16 protein-coding genes are annotated in these 16,415 nt (G+C 41.3%); 11 read left to right on the top strand and 5 right to left on the bottom strand.

What is annotated here, in order from left to right:
- On the top strand, positions 1-108 hold a 108-nt coding region (locus tag ACFRAK_RS24740; protein ID WP_394572711.1), incomplete at its 5' end, for an IS3 family transposase.
- Positions 109-495: 387 nt separating this feature from the next.
- Entirely contained in the window at positions 496-1,194 is a 699-nt protein-coding gene (locus ACFRAK_RS24735; RefSeq protein WP_192206714.1) for a GntR family transcriptional regulator, read from the top strand.
- A gap of 71 nt (positions 1,195-1,265) precedes the next feature.
- On the opposite strand, the gene ACFRAK_RS24730 is transcribed toward ACFRAK_RS24735, so the two are convergent.
- From ACFRAK_RS24730 to ACFRAK_RS24715, 4 genes are all read right to left on the bottom strand, one after another.
- Positions 1,266-2,015, bottom strand: coding sequence for a sulfite exporter TauE/SafE family protein (locus ACFRAK_RS24730; RefSeq protein ID WP_394572709.1), 750 nt, complete (start codon positions 2,013-2,015; stop codon positions 1,266-1,268).
- A gap of 374 nt (positions 2,016-2,389) precedes the next feature.
- On the bottom strand, positions 2,390-3,052 hold the full coding sequence (locus tag ACFRAK_RS24725; protein ID WP_387602867.1) for a methionine ABC transporter permease: 663 nt from the start codon (positions 3,050-3,052) through the stop codon (positions 2,390-2,392).
- On the bottom strand, positions 3,045-3,803 hold the full coding sequence (locus ACFRAK_RS24720) for a methionine ABC transporter ATP-binding protein (protein WP_387706216.1): 759 nt from the start codon (positions 3,801-3,803) through the stop codon (positions 3,045-3,047). The genes ACFRAK_RS24725 and ACFRAK_RS24720 overlap by 8 nt, the downstream gene beginning before the upstream one ends.
- A gap of 34 nt (positions 3,804-3,837) precedes the next feature.
- On the bottom strand, positions 3,838-4,671 hold the full coding sequence (locus ACFRAK_RS24715; RefSeq protein WP_394572708.1) for a MetQ/NlpA family ABC transporter substrate-binding protein: 834 nt from the start codon (positions 4,669-4,671) through the stop codon (positions 3,838-3,840).
- Between the two features lie 344 nt (positions 4,672-5,015).
- On the opposite strand from ACFRAK_RS24715, the gene ACFRAK_RS24710 reads away from it, so the two are divergent.
- From ACFRAK_RS24710 to ACFRAK_RS24685, 6 genes are all read left to right on the top strand, one after another.
- Positions 5,016-6,500 (top strand): 4-hydroxyphenylacetate 3-hydroxylase family protein, encoded by a 1,485-nt coding sequence (locus tag ACFRAK_RS24710; RefSeq protein ID WP_394572707.1) that lies wholly within the window; start codon positions 5,016-5,018, stop codon positions 6,498-6,500.
- Positions 6,448-7,884 carry a 4-hydroxyphenylacetate 3-hydroxylase family protein gene (locus ACFRAK_RS24705; RefSeq protein WP_394572706.1) on the top strand — a complete coding sequence of 479 codons (1,437 nt, stop codon included), beginning with the start codon at positions 6,448-6,450 and terminating at the stop codon, positions 7,882-7,884. Before ACFRAK_RS24710 ends, ACFRAK_RS24705 begins: the two co-directional genes overlap by 53 nt.
- 12 nt (positions 7,885-7,896) lie before the next feature.
- A complete protein-coding gene (locus tag ACFRAK_RS24700; protein ID WP_394572705.1) occupies positions 7,897-8,952 on the top strand; it encodes an LLM class flavin-dependent oxidoreductase in 1,056 nt (351 codons plus the stop codon).
- Between the two features lie 34 nt (positions 8,953-8,986).
- On the top strand, positions 8,987-10,036 hold the full coding sequence (locus ACFRAK_RS24695; protein WP_394572704.1) for an LLM class flavin-dependent oxidoreductase: 1,050 nt from the start codon (positions 8,987-8,989) through the stop codon (positions 10,034-10,036).
- Between the two features lie 389 nt (positions 10,037-10,425).
- Positions 10,426-11,838: a glycoside hydrolase family 18 protein gene (locus ACFRAK_RS24690; protein ID WP_394572703.1), complete on the top strand. Its 1,413-nt coding sequence runs from the start codon at positions 10,426-10,428 to the stop codon at positions 11,836-11,838.
- A 272-nt stretch (positions 11,839-12,110) separates the two neighbouring features.
- Positions 12,111-12,896 carry a PhzF family phenazine biosynthesis protein gene (locus ACFRAK_RS24685; protein ID WP_394572702.1) on the top strand — a complete coding sequence of 262 codons (786 nt, stop codon included), beginning with the start codon at positions 12,111-12,113 and terminating at the stop codon, positions 12,894-12,896.
- A 226-nt stretch (positions 12,897-13,122) separates the two neighbouring features.
- Here ACFRAK_RS24685 and ACFRAK_RS24680 read toward each other — a convergent pair whose 3' ends face one another.
- Positions 13,123-13,707: a LysE family transporter gene (locus tag ACFRAK_RS24680; RefSeq protein ID WP_387602840.1), complete on the bottom strand. Its 585-nt coding sequence runs from the start codon at positions 13,705-13,707 to the stop codon at positions 13,123-13,125.
- Between the two features lie 103 nt (positions 13,708-13,810).
- Between ACFRAK_RS24680 and ACFRAK_RS24675 the strand changes: the two genes are divergently transcribed.
- The 3 genes from ACFRAK_RS24675 to ACFRAK_RS24665 all read left to right on the top strand — a co-directional run bounded on the left by ACFRAK_RS24675 (position 13,811) and on the right by ACFRAK_RS24665 (position 15,939).
- Positions 13,811-14,365 carry a helix-turn-helix domain-containing protein gene (locus tag ACFRAK_RS24675; RefSeq protein WP_214793534.1) on the top strand — a complete coding sequence of 185 codons (555 nt, stop codon included), beginning with the start codon at positions 13,811-13,813 and terminating at the stop codon, positions 14,363-14,365.
- Between the two features lie 186 nt (positions 14,366-14,551).
- Positions 14,552-15,025, top strand: a complete 474-nt coding sequence (locus ACFRAK_RS24670) for a MarR family winged helix-turn-helix transcriptional regulator (protein WP_387602837.1) — start codon at positions 14,552-14,554, stop codon at positions 15,023-15,025.
- A gap of 62 nt (positions 15,026-15,087) precedes the next feature.
- Positions 15,088-15,939 (top strand): pirin family protein, encoded by an 852-nt coding sequence (locus ACFRAK_RS24665; RefSeq protein ID WP_260285134.1) that lies wholly within the window; start codon positions 15,088-15,090, stop codon positions 15,937-15,939.
- Positions 15,940-16,415 lie beyond the last annotated feature (476 nt).

Raw genomic sequence — 16,415 nt, 5'->3', positions numbered from 1 at the left:
AAGGAATTAGATGATTATATTCATTACTATAACCACAAACGTATGAAGAGAAAATTAAACGACCTGAGTCCGATAGAATACCGAACTCAAGTCTTGGAAGCTGCTTAAACTATATGTCTAACTTTATTGGGTCAGATCACATCCCGAATTATGATTAACCCTAGTTTATCCTTGATGTTTTTTTACTGTAACCCTCAATGGATTGAAGAAATTTGCGACACTCCTGCCGAATTACTGGCTAGCCGAGACCCCACAGGCGCTTGTGCCGAGGAGGCTTGGCAGACTGTCGGCGGAAAGGGAGCGGATTTCTGAAAATCAACTGGAACGTTAAATAAAAAAACATGCAGGCTAAGTACAGTCTGAAAGAAACAGAGGTTTCTTTACAATCGTTATAAAATAATCTATTGTAAAGAAAACCTATCATTCAATCTAACCTATCATTCAATCTAAAGTATTGTTCTAAATCATTATGTATAGAGGAAGGTATATGGAAATATGGATGTAAAGTATAGAATGGTCGTAGAGCAAATGGAGAAAGAAATAGTAGAAGGAAAATATACATTAAATACTAAGTTACCTACTGAAGAAGAGTTGATGAAGAGGTTCGATGTCAGCAGGAATACGATTAGAAAAGCGATCAATATATTGGTTGAGCAGGGCTATATTTATCAAGTGCAAGGAAGCGGCATATTCCTAAGGGAATTTACCAGACCGGGATGCATTTCGATGAGAGATATGAGTGGCTTAACCAAAGTGTTTCCGAATGATGAAATGAAAAGTAAAGTGTTAAAGTTAGAACTGATAGAAGCTGATGAAAAATTGGCCAAACAAATGAAATGCCAGGTAAAAACCAAAATCTATAACCTCAAACGGGTTAGATACTTAAATGGTGCACCCATTGTAATAGAAGAGTCCTTTTTCAATAAAGACATCATCCCCATCTTAAATAAAGAAATCGCAAATGGTTCCATTTATGAATATATTGTCGAGGATTTGAAGTTGAATATCGGATTTGCAGATAAAATCATTTCGTGTGAAAAACTAAATGACGATGATGCCAAGCTTTTGGATTTGCAGCCAGGAGATCCGACCTTAATAGTTGAAAGTACGGTCTTTTTAAAAGCGGGAGCCGTTTTTGATTTATCAATCGAGAAATATAATTATACTACTGCCAAACTGTTAACATTGACTTAAAAGAGGTGGTGTGAATTGCAAAAAGCCTGATTTCTCGATGGTTCAATGAGAATTCAGGCTTTTATTGTTTTTCAGCCATGGGGCAGCAATAATAGTACACCTAGCGCAATGATGATAAAGAATAGATAGCTTTCGAATTTCTTCGCAGGAATTCGCTTATTCATGAAGATTCCGAGACCTGTCGCCAGTAATATGGCTGGAATGGAATAAACGTAGAGAATTAATGAATCGGCTGTCCACAGTCCGCCTAGCGCATGCCCCGTCACGACAAGGATTCCGGATATAAGAAAATGGGCTTGCAATGTTCCGCGGAATCGATCCGGACTCCATCTTCTTATAGTTCCATAGACGACGACCGGCACTCCATTAAAGTTATAGGCGCTGCCGAGGACTCCCGACGCAAAACCGAACGGCCATACCCAACCCTTTGAGGTGAGTAATGGTTTATCCACAGCTTGGAAAAGCTTTTGCTTAAGAAGGGAGTATCCTCCATATGCCATCAAAAAAACACCGAGTGCAGAAGTAATGATCATCGAAGGTGCGTAATGGAGCAAAGCGAGGCCGGCTGGTATGCCGATGACCGTTGCAAGCGCGAGCCTGATTAATACCGAACGTTCGATATGACGCCATCCGCTAACGACGGTTAGTGAGGCAACGGTAAGACCTGCCAGCCCAATCAGGGAAACCGAAGTATTAAGCGGAATGTGTAGTAAGGCAAGCAGAGGCATGCTGACTATCGCTTCACCGAACCCGAACATCGTGCGCATCAAGGCGCCGATAAAGACTGCACCAACCACCAATAAGATGCTGCTGATCGTCATTATGTAACCTCCTGAAACAAAAATTCACCTTTCTGTAATTATACCATACCAACCGGTTTTTTGGTTTGGTGGACCCTTGTTTAAAATGGGTTATTTCAGGCTGTAGTTACCCTTTTTAAGGTGTTTAGCATGCGTCTCAATGGAGAGGTACACACTACTTGTTTTTGTTGCTTAGGAGTCGGTAATGAGGCTTAAATAACGGGTGTATATTTTGAGATGTTGATTTATTTTGATGTGAGGGTTTTCTAACAGATTAATAGAGGTAACGAAGGATTGTTTGTTACTGGTAATACTTTTTAGGGAAGCCTTTTTAATTGAAAGTAAAAAGTCATAGCCTTTCATTGGATTCGAACTAAGAAAGGCTATGATTGCTTTCACCTTTTATCAAGTTTAGCAGATAGATAATTTCCGGTGAATTGGACGGATTGAACAATGATGATAAGAAGGAATATGGTTGTTATCATGATGTCAGTTTGAAAACGGTAGTATCCATAACGAATGGCCAAGTCGCCAATTCCCCCGCCTCCTACGACCCCGGCAATTGCTGAATAGGATATGAAAGAAACGGCAGTAACAGTGAGGCCTAACAGGAGACCGGAACGCGCTTCCAATAATAAGACTTTACTAATGATCTGGAAGGGGGATCCGCCCATCGCAACAGCGGCTTCAATTGTTCCTCTTGGCACCTCACGTAAAGATTGTTCAACAAGCCGAGCTAAAAACGGAATGGCAGCTATCGATAGTGGGATGGAGGCGGCAAGCGGACCTACAGATGTTCCCAATAACGTTCGTGTAAATGGAATAAGAGCAATCAGTAGAATGATGAATGGGAATGAACGGACCGTGTTGATCATCGCATTTAAAACGTTATTTAAGATAGTCTGTTCGAGTAATTGTTCCTTTGAAGTCAAAAATGTAAGGAAACCAAGCGGGAGGCCCAATAAGATGGCTGCCAATATCGCTATTCCCACCATTAAAAATGTTTGGCCTACACCTAAGTAAATTTCAGGGAGTAAGGAAATGATATTTTCAAACACTTACCTTCACCTCTTCAGATTCATGTTTTAATAGAATTTTACCGATTTTTGTTGTGGGTAGGGTTCTATTATCCGCTAAGTTCAATTCCTCCATGATTTTCCCATTTTCCATGACCGCCACCCTATTTGCTAACCTTCGAATTACATCCATTTCATGAGTCACGATCAGGATGGTCACACCATAGGTTTCGTTTATTTTTTTTAGATAGGCCAGGATGGATTCAGTGGTTTGTGGATCAAGTGAAGAGGTGGGCTCATCACAAAGCAATACATTTGGTCTTGTGCTTATGGCACGGGCAATCGCGACTCTTTGCTTTTGTCCGCCAGAGAGCTGGGCTGGATAATGATTTGCCTTATCAGATAAATCGACGATTTGCAGGGACTCGGCAATGATTTTGGCGCGCTCATGTTTTGGTACATTGGCAAGTTCCAATGCGAGGCTGACATTTCCTTGCACCGTTCGATTTGCCAAGAGGTTGAAATGCTGGAAAACCATCCCGATTTTGTTGCGTGCTTCCCGAAGCTGTTTGCCGGATAAATCACTAAGGATCGAATCATTTATCGTAATCGTACCTTTCGTAGGCTTTTCCAGCAGGTTGCCCATGCGCAGTAAAGTAGATTTACCTGCCCCGCTAAAACCGATGATCCCATATATTTCGTTTTCCTTAATATCAAGATTTACATGGGAAACCGCAGTGAATAATTTGTTTTTGACAGAAAAGGTTTTACAAACATTATTAAACTTTATCATTCTGAACCTCCGATCTTCATGCGTTATCTATCTTTCATTTAAAATAATCAGGTCGGTGAAAGCCTTCAAACTCTTTATTGCTTTCAATCGCTTTTTGAAAGTCAGGGGATTGGTAGGCGTCAATGATTTCCTTCACGAATTGCTTGTCTTTATCTTCGGTTCTTACCGCCACAAAATTTTGGTATTCAAATGGGGGATCTTCTAAATAGATGGCAGAAGATAATTTCCGGTCGGATACCAAGATGGTATACCCATTGGCTATCGCATAATCTACATCAGGCAAGATTCGAGGAACTTGAGCCTGCTCCACCTCAACAAATGAAAATTTCACCTTTTGATCCATGATATCTTTTTTTGATACAGTCAGGGGATCGTATCCCTTTTTTAATTGAAGCCAGCCAATTTGTTCAAGCATTCTTAATGCTCGTGCCACGTTAGCGGGATCATTGGGGATTGCCACTTTTTGCCCCTCCCTCAATTCATCCTTGCTTCCATGTATGTCTGAATATAACCCCATAGGTGCTGTAGGGACTTTAATGGTTTCGGTCAGTTCCAGTTTGTTTTCATTGATGAAATTCTTGAAAAATGCCGTATGCTGGAATACATTAACATCGATTGAGCCTTCCGCTAAGGCAAAGTTTGGTTGGTTCGGGTCACTGATTTCCACATACTTAATGGTGTATCCTTTATTTTTCAGGTAGGGTTCTATTCCTTTTTTCACTTGGTCACTATAAGGGCCTGGAGTGAAGCCGAAAATAATTTCTTTCTTATCTTCACTCGCGGCTTTTTCACTGCCGCTGCTGTTGCAAGCTGAAAGCATCATGACGAATAATAGGTACATGATGATAAACAAAAATGAATTTCTCATCTGGAGTTCCTCTTTTCCTTTTTATGGGTCCATTCTTTTTTTAGGAATAAAAAAAAGCATGAACAAGGTTTGTTCATGCCGCCGGTTATCCGGTAGGCTTTCATAGTATAGTTTTCCAATTGGAATAATTAAACTATAACAAGGTTGTTGATTATTTATCAAGTATTATTTTTTTCTGGTTATTTTTGGTTAATTAGTTAAAACATACTTGACCAATTAATTTTATCGGATTATGATAGTAACCATAAAAAAATAGCTTATCGGACAACCGAGAGCCCTTGTTAGGAGTCAGTTCCATACTCCTTCAAGGGCTTTTGTATTATCCAAGGAGGGGTTTTTGCTTAATGAAGGTCAATAAAAGAAGATGGCTTGCCGAAAGTTTGAAAGATGGAAGAAATGTTTGGCTTGATGGAAGGAAAATAGACGATTTATATGCCCATCATGCTTTCACAGGCACCTTGGACACATTAACACATTTGTTGGATATGCTGGATTCACCCGAGGAACAAAAGATTGTCGGGTATGAAAGTCCAAAAACAAAGGAATTTGTTCACAAATCTTTTCTTATCCCCAAAGATATGGAAGAGCTGATTTCAAGAAGAAAGGCCTTTGAATTATGGTCGCGGAAAACTTATGGCGTGATGAGCCGATTATCTGATTATGCGAATTCGATGGTTACAGGCTACTACATGGATAGGGATTTCTTTAACCAATATGATTCAGGATTTTCCAGGAAAATCACGGAATACTATGAACAGGCAAGGGATGAACGGCGTATTGTGATCCAGGCCATACTTGATCCCCAGATCGATAGGTCAAAGCCAGGTAATGAACAGGATGATGCTTTATTGAAAGTCATAAAGGAAACGGAGGAAGGAATCGTTGTTAGAGGGGCGAAAATGATTGCTACCGCTTCCCCGTATGCACATGATGTCATCATCATGCCGCATCAGAAACTGACTCCTGATAAAAAGAAGCAAGCAAATATGTGCATTATCCCTTTGAATCTTCCTGGCCTGCAAATTGTCTGTCGTGAATCATTCGCCTCAAAAGATCAAAAGAAACATCCATTAAGTGCACAATTTGATGAAATGGACGCTGTTTTATTATTTGATGATGTGTTGATTCCTTGGGAACGTGTACTTATAAGGGGATCCGTGGAAGGAGTGTTTGAAGCGCAGCGGCACCAGCAATTAAACTGTCTCGCCCATCATCAAACGGTTGTCCGATTGCTGACGAAACTTCAATTCGTTGCAGGGGTGGCTACGGCCATCGCTCAATCGATCGGTGTCGATCAATTCTTGCAAGTGAAGGAGAAGCTTGGTGAACTATATACCCAAATCGATAGTATAGAGGCGTTGCTCATTGCCTCGGAGATTCAAGGATCACTAAACGAAAAGGGTGTTTATCTGCCTGCTCTCGTACCCTTGCAAACGGCACGAAATCTTGGAACCCGCCATTATCCAAGAGCGATCGAGATTTTAAAACAAATCGGGGCAGGCGGTTTTATTCAGCTTCCTTCTACAACGATCGAAGACAGCAACGAACTCATTCCATTATTGGAAAAGTATTTTAGAGGAGCGAATGTCGATGCAGTCACTAAAACGTCTTTATTTCAAATAGGATGGGAACTGATAGGAAGCACACTGGGATCGAGGCATGATCTGTATGAAAGGCTGTATACCGGGGATCCCATTCGAACCTTCGCCATGCAGTATGAAACCTATGATAAAGAGCCATTAAAACGAAGACTCCGCCATTTCTTGGAGGAGGTAAATGGAAAGGGGAATTGTGATGATCGAAAACAATCGGTATCTTCAACGACTTAATGATGGGAGAAATATCTGGTTAGATGGAGATATCATCAAGAACGTAGCGGAACATCCTGCATTTCAAGGAACGGTCCAGACAATTCAGTCCTTGCTGGATTTACAAACAAAAACAGGCAGTAAATCCTTGCTGACATACAAGACGGAGCAAGGGCTTGATGCGAATCTGTCATTCTTCGTTCCAAGGACGCATGAGGATCTGGAAAAAAAACGTTTGGCGTATCAGCATTGGGCCGATCAGACTTTTGGAGTGATGAGCCGTCTATCTGAATATTCCCGTTCCATAATTACTGGCTGGTTCGCAAACCGTTCAGAGTATGAAGATGCACATCCAGGCTTTTCAGAAAAAATAGAAAGCTATTACTATCAATCCCGTAATCTTGATTTATTGTCAACAGTTGCAGGGCATGATCCTCAAAAGGATCGTTCAAAAACAGCTGGGGAAAAGAAACCGGGGATTGTACATATCAGCCGAAAAAATCGTGAGGGAATTTATGTTCGCGGTGCGAAAATGATTGCGACAGCTGCTCCATATGTTGATGAAATTTTAATCTTTTCCTATCACAAGAGAGGGGAAAATGAACGTGAATTCGCAAATGTTTTCTTCGTTCCTGTCAATGCCAAAGGTTTGCATATCGTTTGCAGGGAGTCGTTTGCTGATGAACGAGAGGAGGATCATCCGCTAAGTTCACGTTTTGACGAAATGGACGCCGTCTTGATTTTTGATGATGTATTCATCCCTTGGGAGCGGGTGCTTGTTCAAGAGGACCCTGAATTTGCATGGAAGCTTCGATGTGATGCCCCTTCATCACTGCTTAGCCAGCATCAAACTGTAGTACGTCTTGTCAGCAAACTGGAAAGTGTCGCAGCAATCGGAAATGAATTGGCGGAAACGGCTGGGGCTACACAATTTTTACATGTGAAAGAGAAGCTTGCTGAATTGATCATCCAGCTTGAAACCATAAAGGCATTACTGCTCGCTTCGGAATATAAAGCGAAAATCCATAATGGCATCATGCTTCCTGATCAAGATTTTTTAACGACAGCAAGAAATCTGGGAACGAGATTCTACCCAAGGGCATTGGAAATCATCCAGCAAATTGGGGCAGGAGGACTGTTACAGGTCCCATCCAGCTTGAAAGAATTGGAAGGTCCCATAGGTCCTTTGTTAAAAGAGTATTACCAGGGTACAGAAACATCTGCCGAGGATAGGACCCGATTAATTAAACTGTCGTGGGATTTATTAGGGAGTCCGCTTGCATCACGGCATGAATTATATGAACGATTTTATTCCGGTGATCCTGTCAGAACATACGCTGCACAGTACACCAATTATAAAAAAAAGCAGAATCTCGTGGATTATGCTTATGAGATTTTAAAATAAGGAGGTTTTATCATGTCTGTGCATTTTTATTGGTATGTGCCTACAAATGGCGATGGGGAATACTTAGGACTAGACGAGCCACAGAGGAAACCCACTTTGGATTATCTGGTAAATGTTGCTAAAGCGGCAGAAGAGGCTGGTTTTGAAGGGATTTTGATTCCAACAGGCATTCCTTACCTAGATTCATGGATAGTGGGCTCGGCCATCATTCATCATACAAAAACGATCAAGCCATTGATCGCCTTTCGCCCAGGATTCATTGCTCCTACGGTTGCCGCAAAAATGGCCGCGACCCTTGACCAATTCTCGGAAGGGCGAATGCTTGTCAATGTAGTCACTGGAGGTTCGGCAAAAGAATTGGGGCAGGATGGTGACTTCCTTGAGCATAATGAGCGATATGCCAGAACAGGTGAATTCCTTGATGTGGTACAAAAATCATGGACGGAAAAAAAAGTGAATCATATAGGAGACCATTTCACAATCAGCGATGGGGTATTGAATCCAAGTATCCGTCAAAGTCCGAATATTCCGATTTATTTTGGCGGTTCATCCGATGCAGCAAAGGAAATTGCCGCGAAATCTGCCGATGTTTATTTGCAATGGGGAGAACCAGCGGAGCAAATTGAACAACAAATCAATGATGTCAAACAGAGAGCCAGGAAGTATGGAAGGCAATTGGAATATGGTGTCAGGATTCATGTGATCGTTCGGGACGAGGAAAATGAGGCATGGGAAGCAGCGAGGAAGATAATAAGCAGAGCGGGCAGGGAATCTTTGGGGAATATGAATCATTACTATGAAACGACGGATTCGGTGGCTCAAAAGCGGATGAATGAATTAACGAAGAACAAGGAACGTTTTGGAAGATATGGTTGGTCGGGAATCGGGAAAATCAGAAAAGGAGCAGGTACAGCCATCGTAGGCACCCCTGAACAAGTGAGGGAAGGCCTGCAGGAATATATCGATATTGGCGTCAAGCATTTTATCCTATCGGGTTTTCCGCACTTGGAAGAGGCAGAAAGATTTGGGAGAACGGTGCGTCCATTATTTGGAGAAAAGGTTTTATGAGCAGGAAGATCCTGAAAAACAAGGAGGGAAGGATATGAAATTTTCAATCTGGGGAGCTAATTTATCCGGTGGTTTCTTACGGGCAAACGTAGAACAAAATACGGATGGAAGTATGGAATACAATCTTAAACTCGCGAAAATGGCAGACCAGCTACAAGTTGACTCGATCCTTTATGCCATTCGCTATGTTGGCAGTATTGGAGGTAGCTCGGCGGATAGGGGGCAACTGGATCCTTTATCGATTATTGCGGCTTTGGCAGGGGATACCGAAAACGTTCATTTCATTGCTGCGGTTTTACCAGGTTTCATTCATCCTGCAACCCTCGCTAAAGTAGGTTCGAGCATCGATATTATCTCAAAAGGGAGATTTCATATTAATTTGGTCAGCGGCTGGTTTAAAGAAGAACAAGAAATGTTTGGGATAGAATGGATTAAGCACGAAGAGCGATATAAACGTTCAAGGGAGTACCTGGAGGTTGTAAAGGGATTGTGGACGACCGATCACTTTACTTATCAAGGAGACTATTATCAAATCAATAATGCTATATTGGCACCGAAACCTATTCAAAAACCATATCCGCCAATCTATCAAGGCGGGAATTCACGGGATTCCCAAGAGATGGCAGGGGAATTATCCGACTATTACTTTATGAATGGGGCTTCCATAGCAGAGTTGCAGGAACAAATGGAATATGTGAAGGCTGTAGCACAAAAGCATGGTCGTGAAGTGAAATTTGCCGTTAATGCTTTTGTCATTGCCAGAAAAACGGAAGAGGAGGCAAAAAGCGAATATCAGTATATTATCGAACGTGCAGACGATACGGCAATAGCACAGTTCAAAAACCGTAAAGATACAAAAGGAATGTGGAAAAATGCGTCTTCAATTAGTGATTTTGTAGCCAATAATGAGGGATTCAGGACAGGGCTAATCGGCAGTTACGAATCGGTTGCAATCAAAATTCAGGAACTTCAAGCGATCGGAATCGATAAGATCTTATTAACTTTTCGGAATGCACTACAAGAATTACCGGACTTTTATAAAAACGTAAACAATCGTTTGGAATCAGAGTTCATAAAGAAATAAATATGGACAAGGAATGTTGGGGGAATGGTAAACCGCTGAAATAAGAAAGACTGCCATATGGTAGTCTTTTTCATTTTAATGAGAAAGAGAACTCTTTAAAAACAAGACTAGATTATCCTTAGTCAATGATCACAAGCTTTGCATGTAATATCTCTTTGTCGGACTGATGTAATGTCCCTGTCTTTGGGGATTTGTTTACCTCTTTTCCTCTATTGAAGTACTCCCTTGTTTTTCTAGATAAAGAATCCGGGCTATAATGGGGAACGAAAATGATAAGCAATAAGAGCGAAAAAACTAAGAAAACTGGAATGTTGAACGCAAAAAACATATTAGGGCAATCCAGGGAATAAAATGAAGGGAATATTTTAAAGGAAAGGGGGGCAGTGCATGTGAAAATCCATGTGGTGAATAGGGGGGATTCTTTGTGGGGAATCTCCCAGCAATATGGTGTCAGTACCAACCGGATTGTTCGGGTCAATGGCCTTGAAAATCCAGATAAGCTGGTGATTGGCCTAGCACTTTTGATTCCTGAACCTTATCTTCAGTACAGGGTTCAGCAAGGGGATACTCTAAATGAAATCGCAAATCAGTTTGGAACTGCGGTACAGGAAATCATGCAATCGAATCGCATCACAAACCCTTCTGCTATCTATCCAGGGCAGAGACTAACCATTCCGGTTATTTATCATACTGTAAGGGAACGGGATACTCTTTATGATATAGCAAGACATTATGGAACGACCGTTCAAGCCATTATGCAGATGAATCGGATTACAGATCCGTCCAATATTCATATCGGACGGATAATAAGGATTCCCCAAAAACCAAAGCCCATCATTGAGGTCAATGGTTTTACAAACGTTTACGGGCAAGCCGGGGCGGAGCAGGTACGTGATGTAGCCTACGATTTGACCTACGTAAGTCCATTTGGTTATAGAATGATGAAAGATGGCAGCTTAGAAGTCATAGATGACACCCCGACGATACGGGCGGCACAGGCAACTGGCGTCATACCCATGATGTGCATAACGAATTTTTCCGCCACGGAAGCGGGAACACAGCTTGCGCATACGATACTTTCCGATTCAGGTTTAGTGGAAAAATTATTAACCAACGTCATAAAAACGATGAAAAATAAAGGGTACCGTGGATTGAATATCGATTTTGAAAGTGTAGCACCAGAGGACCGTGATTCCTATAATCGCTTTCTCCAAAGAGCAGTGGATCGATTGCATCCTGAGGGCTACTTTGTATCATCCTCCCTTGCCCCAAAAACTAGCGCCAATCAAAAGGGATTATTAGTGGAGGCACATGATTATCCAGTTCACGGACGGCTGCTCGACTTCGTAGTGCTGATGACATATGAATGGGGTTACCGAAAAGGGCCGCCACAGGCAATCTCTCCCATTAATGAAATAAAGCGTGTCCTTGACTATGCCGTAACGGCTATACCAACAAATAAAATCTTCATAGGATTTCAAATTTATGCACGGGACTGGCTTATTCCTCATGAAGAGGGGCAGGAAGCAGAGACTTTCGACATGCAGGAAGCCATCAGACGCGCCGTCCAATATAATGTAGAAATAAAATATGACGAGACAGCCCAATCACCTTATTATAGGTACAAAGATAATCAGGGACGCACACATGAAGTTTGGTTTGAGGACGCACGCAGTGCTAAAGCAAAATTCGACCTGGTGAAGATTTATAGGTCAAGGGGCCTCAGTTATTGGGTACTTGGTTATCCTTTTCCCCAGAATTGGGAACTGCTTGGGGATACATTTATTGTCCGGAAACGGTAGGATGTTTGATTTCGAAATGCACTACAAGAATTACCGGTTTTTTATAACAAAGATAAAAATAATTTGGAACCTGAGTCGATAATGGGGTTTAATCGAGAGTGCCATATTGAAACTTATGAATGATAGAATCAGGCTGCCATATGGTGGTCTTTTTCATTTTAATGAGATAAAGAGAACTCTTTAAAAACAAGGGAATTGTAATTCCCTAAAGGAAATGGGCTCGTCATTGTGGAATTAGGAAACTAGAATATTACTTACTGGAGGCACATTTAATGGAATTAACCATCATTAATACGTTTACAGATCAACCTTTTAAAGGAAACCCTGCTGCTGTCTGCCTTCTTACCGGGGAAAGTGACAGCGAGTGGATGCAGCGAATGGCTAAAGAGATTAATATGCCTGTCACTGCGTTCATTCACCTTCATAAAGCTGAATGGCAGTTGCGCTGGTTCACACCTTCCATTGAAATCCCGATTTGTGGACATGGGACGCTGGCAAGTTCTTTCTTTTTGTGGGGGAAAGGATACGTGCCAAGAGATCGACCAATTGTCTATCAGACGAAAAGCGGGCTTCTCACTGCAAGGTTCGTTGATGGAATGCTTCAATTGGAGTTCCCGTCATTAATCGAGCAGGAGACTGCTGCCCCTGAATTACTGATAAAAGCTTTAGGGGTTGTGCCTGCGTATGTTGGACAAAACAAATGGGATTATCTAGTCGAAGTTCAATCAGAGGAAATCGTAAGGAATATAAAGCCGGATATAGATTCCATTGCCAAATTGCCGATTCGGGGTGTCATTGTAACGAGTCAATCGGATAGCGGTGAATATGATTTCGTTTCACGTTTCTTTTCCCCTGCACAAGGCCTTGACGAAGATCATGTAACGGGCTCGGCCCATTGTTGCCTGGGACCATATTGGAAAAGAAAGCTGGACAAAAGTATTTTCATGGCCTATCAGGCATCGGAAAGAGGAGGACGATTGAAGGTTGAAGTAAAGGCAGACACAGTTAAACTTTCCGGCCATGCCGTGACAATATTCGAAGGGAGCTTAAACATTTAATGCATGGGGAGGCATGAAAAAACTATCGATCCCTTCAACTGCAAACCCTCAATGGATTGAAGAAATTTGAGACCCTCCTGCCGAATAACCGGCTAGCCTTTGCCATGCGCGGGGCCTCCCCTGGACGCGTTTTTCCCGCAGGAGTCCCGTACCTTCCATTCCAATTACCTTTGTTTTAAGGTTTAGTTGGAATCTTTTTTTGCTACAACTCGGCGCTCCTTCTTAATCAGTGTACAAGAATCGAAATGGCACTATACACTAATAACAAAGCCATGACAACATTAAACTGACTTCTATACTTTGATAAAAACGTTTGGAAAACCGAACCGAACATACTCCAACAGAACGTACTCATAAAACCGACAAAAGCTAGAAATAATGAAAAGAATAGTAAGCTGAAATTTGAAGAGTGGTAAGGCAGGATGAAGGTCGATATGGCCGTGATGCCATAAAGAATGCCTTTTGGATTTATGAATTGCAAAAGCATGCCCGCTATAAAACTGTTGTTCTTGTCATCATTATCGTCCTTAACTTTATTTGAACTTGAAATGATTTTTATGGCCAGATATAGCATATAGATTGCACCTAGGATAGTCATGATAAATTCAATTTTCGGGATGGAATTTTCAAGCAAAACATTAAAATAACTGCACAATAGCATGATTACAAAAAAACCGGCACCTACCCCAAAACAAAATTTAATCGTCTTGTTTAACCCGTACTTGTTTGCAAATAACATTGCCATGATGTTATTTGGACCTGGAGTGAAACTTGTAACGAAAACAAATAACAAAAAAGATAGTAAATGCATGGTTGACTCTCCTTTGTATGCTATAATGACCGAAAATGACATTATAACGACTTCCTTTTTATTGTACAATGCCGACGTTATATTGTAAATAAGGAGCATTTTTATGGAAGAAATAAATTTTATTATTGCTAACAATTTAAAAGCCATCAGGGAAAGTAAGAAATTAAGTCTTGAAAAGGTTGCAGAATTAACTGGAGTAAGTAAAACGATGATCGGACAAATAGAAAGGGGAGGATCGAGCCCTACGATTACAACCATTTGGAAAATAGCCAATGGATTGAAGATTTCATTTTCTTCATTAATAAATAGCCCGCAGCCGGATACAAAAATCGTTTTAAAAAGTGAAATTCAAACTTTATCTGAAGATAACGGCAAATATCGAGTTTATCCCCACTTCCCCTTTGAAGATGAGAAGCGCTTTGAAGTATATTCAGTCGAGATAGAAAAAGGTGGATTCTTAAGTTCCGATTCGCATAGGGAAGGAACGGAAGAGTACATAACTGTTTTTGAAGGGGAACTGACTGTACGTGTAAATAACGAAGAATATACAGTAAGGAATGGTGATTCTATCAGATTCAAGGCTGATAGGCCGCATGCCTACCATAATTCAGGGGAAACAATAACTCGATTAAGCATGATCTTATATTATCCAACCTAAAAAAAAAGGGAGTACTGTAGTTCTGTTTATTATATCTTTGCAAAGTAAATATCCCCTTTAGATTGACTGGTGGTATGGTCTGCCTGTTGGGGATGCTGCTTCAACAAGTTAAAGTCCCAACGATTTGACTTGTTATCAAATTACTAGTAAACTGATAGCGCACCAAAGATGGGGGGTAGGCTTAACATGGATAGACGGGGATTTTCTGATGAGAACAAATTGAGTTTGCTGATTTGGCTGCGAATGGTTCGTTTTTATCAAAGAAGCAATCAGCTTTCGAATGAACACTTACAGCATTTCGGCGTCACTGCTGCACAATTCGATATGTTGGCACAAGTGCTTATCCATCAGCCTGTTTCACAAATCGAATTAGCGGAGCACCTAACGATAAGCCGTGGAGGCGTATCACATATGCTGACAAGGCTGGAAAAAGAGAACTTGATCGTCCGTAATCAACAATGGAAGGTTAAATATATTTCATTAACGGAAAAAGGGAAAGAGTTAATGGAAAAGGTCATGCCTATTCAATCCGATTTCCAAGCTTCATTATTCGATGTATTGGATGATGAGGAAAAGAAGCGCATGCATGAGATGATGATAAAGATTCATAGACATAGTTTACAGAGGGAAGTGCCTAATCCCAGCCAGGAGGAATCCTAAGACTGGATCAGGCAGCCATAATGACTATCAGTTTACTAGTAACTTAAGGGAGGAATGGAGTAATGAAAAGTGAATATAATCTTAAACGAGATATTGTCGAAGTGAAAGATGTGAAGCTTCAAAGGTATAGTCCGATTCATACGGCCGGACCAGTCATAGAACCAGGAAACTGGGAAAAGAGTGATCCGTTCCTTTTAATGATGGAGGATAAATTTCAAAAGGGATCATTCGATATCCACCCGCACAGGGGAATCGAAACCGTTACATTCGTCATTGATGGAACGATCGAGCACTATGACAGTCATACCGGTGATGGAGGGATACTTGGACCTGGTGATGTCCAATGGATGACAGCAGGAAGCGGCGTTGTGCATAATGAGGTGCCTTCCGAAGGTGTGACTGCCCATTCCCTTCAACTTTGGGTCAACCTTCCCCGGAGTGAAAAGATGACGACACCAAGATACCAAAACTTAATGGCAAAGGATATGCCGGTCAGAAAAGAAAACGGAGCACTGATCCGCGTCTTCTCCGGATCATCCAAGGATGTTATCTCGACAACGAAAAACCATGTTCCCGTGACGATGGTGGAGATGGTCCTGGAGCCTGGAGTATCGGTCACACAGAATTTACCAGGAAGCTACAACGGAATCATCTATTTAATAGAAGGAAGCGGAATCTTCGGTAACAACGAAGTGAGAGCTTCAAAGGGACAGGTCTTATGGCTTGGTGCTTGTAAAGAATCAGGGGAAAGTGAAGTTGATATAACGGCGACAGAACCTTTAAGACTTGTTTTATATGCAGGAGAACCGTTAATGGAACCTGTTGTTGCCCGCGGACCGTTTGTCATGAATACTGAAGAGGAAATCGATCAGGCATATCTTGAGTATCGGCAAGGCACTTTCTTGAAGCATTAAGATCGAAAAGGGTATCGTAACTGATGCTCTTTTTTTTTGAATCCACCCATAAGAATGTGAAGGTCGAATAAAGTACGGTGAAGGTCGTATAAAGTGCTGGAAAGGTCGAATACATTCCTCTCTCATGCGAGAAAAGAACGTATCCGGTATTAGCTCCGGTTTCCCAACTGGACTTTTTTAAAGAACAAACGGGAGGCTAACTGGACTTCTTCGACATTGTCTGCAGTCTGGGAGAGATTTAAATCGCTTTTCAGCAATTAGGTATAAAGCCTAAGTTTAGATTTAGTTAAAACTGATTCTATTTTACCATTAAATAATTTTATTGATATATCATCAATTAGCCACTAGGTATTTTAGGGTGATTATAATGATAATATTCTGTTAATATTCCATGTAGTATTGTAAATTTGTTTTAAAACTGGATTATTTTGTTGTAATATAGGAGATACACCGATCTTTAGAGGAAAAAAGTAGGG

The sequence above is a fragment of the Peribacillus sp. NPDC056705 genome (genome assembly GCF_043656335.1).
Note: the sequence above shows the minus strand (reverse complement) of the source record. Positions and strands in the feature narration are given on the sequence as shown.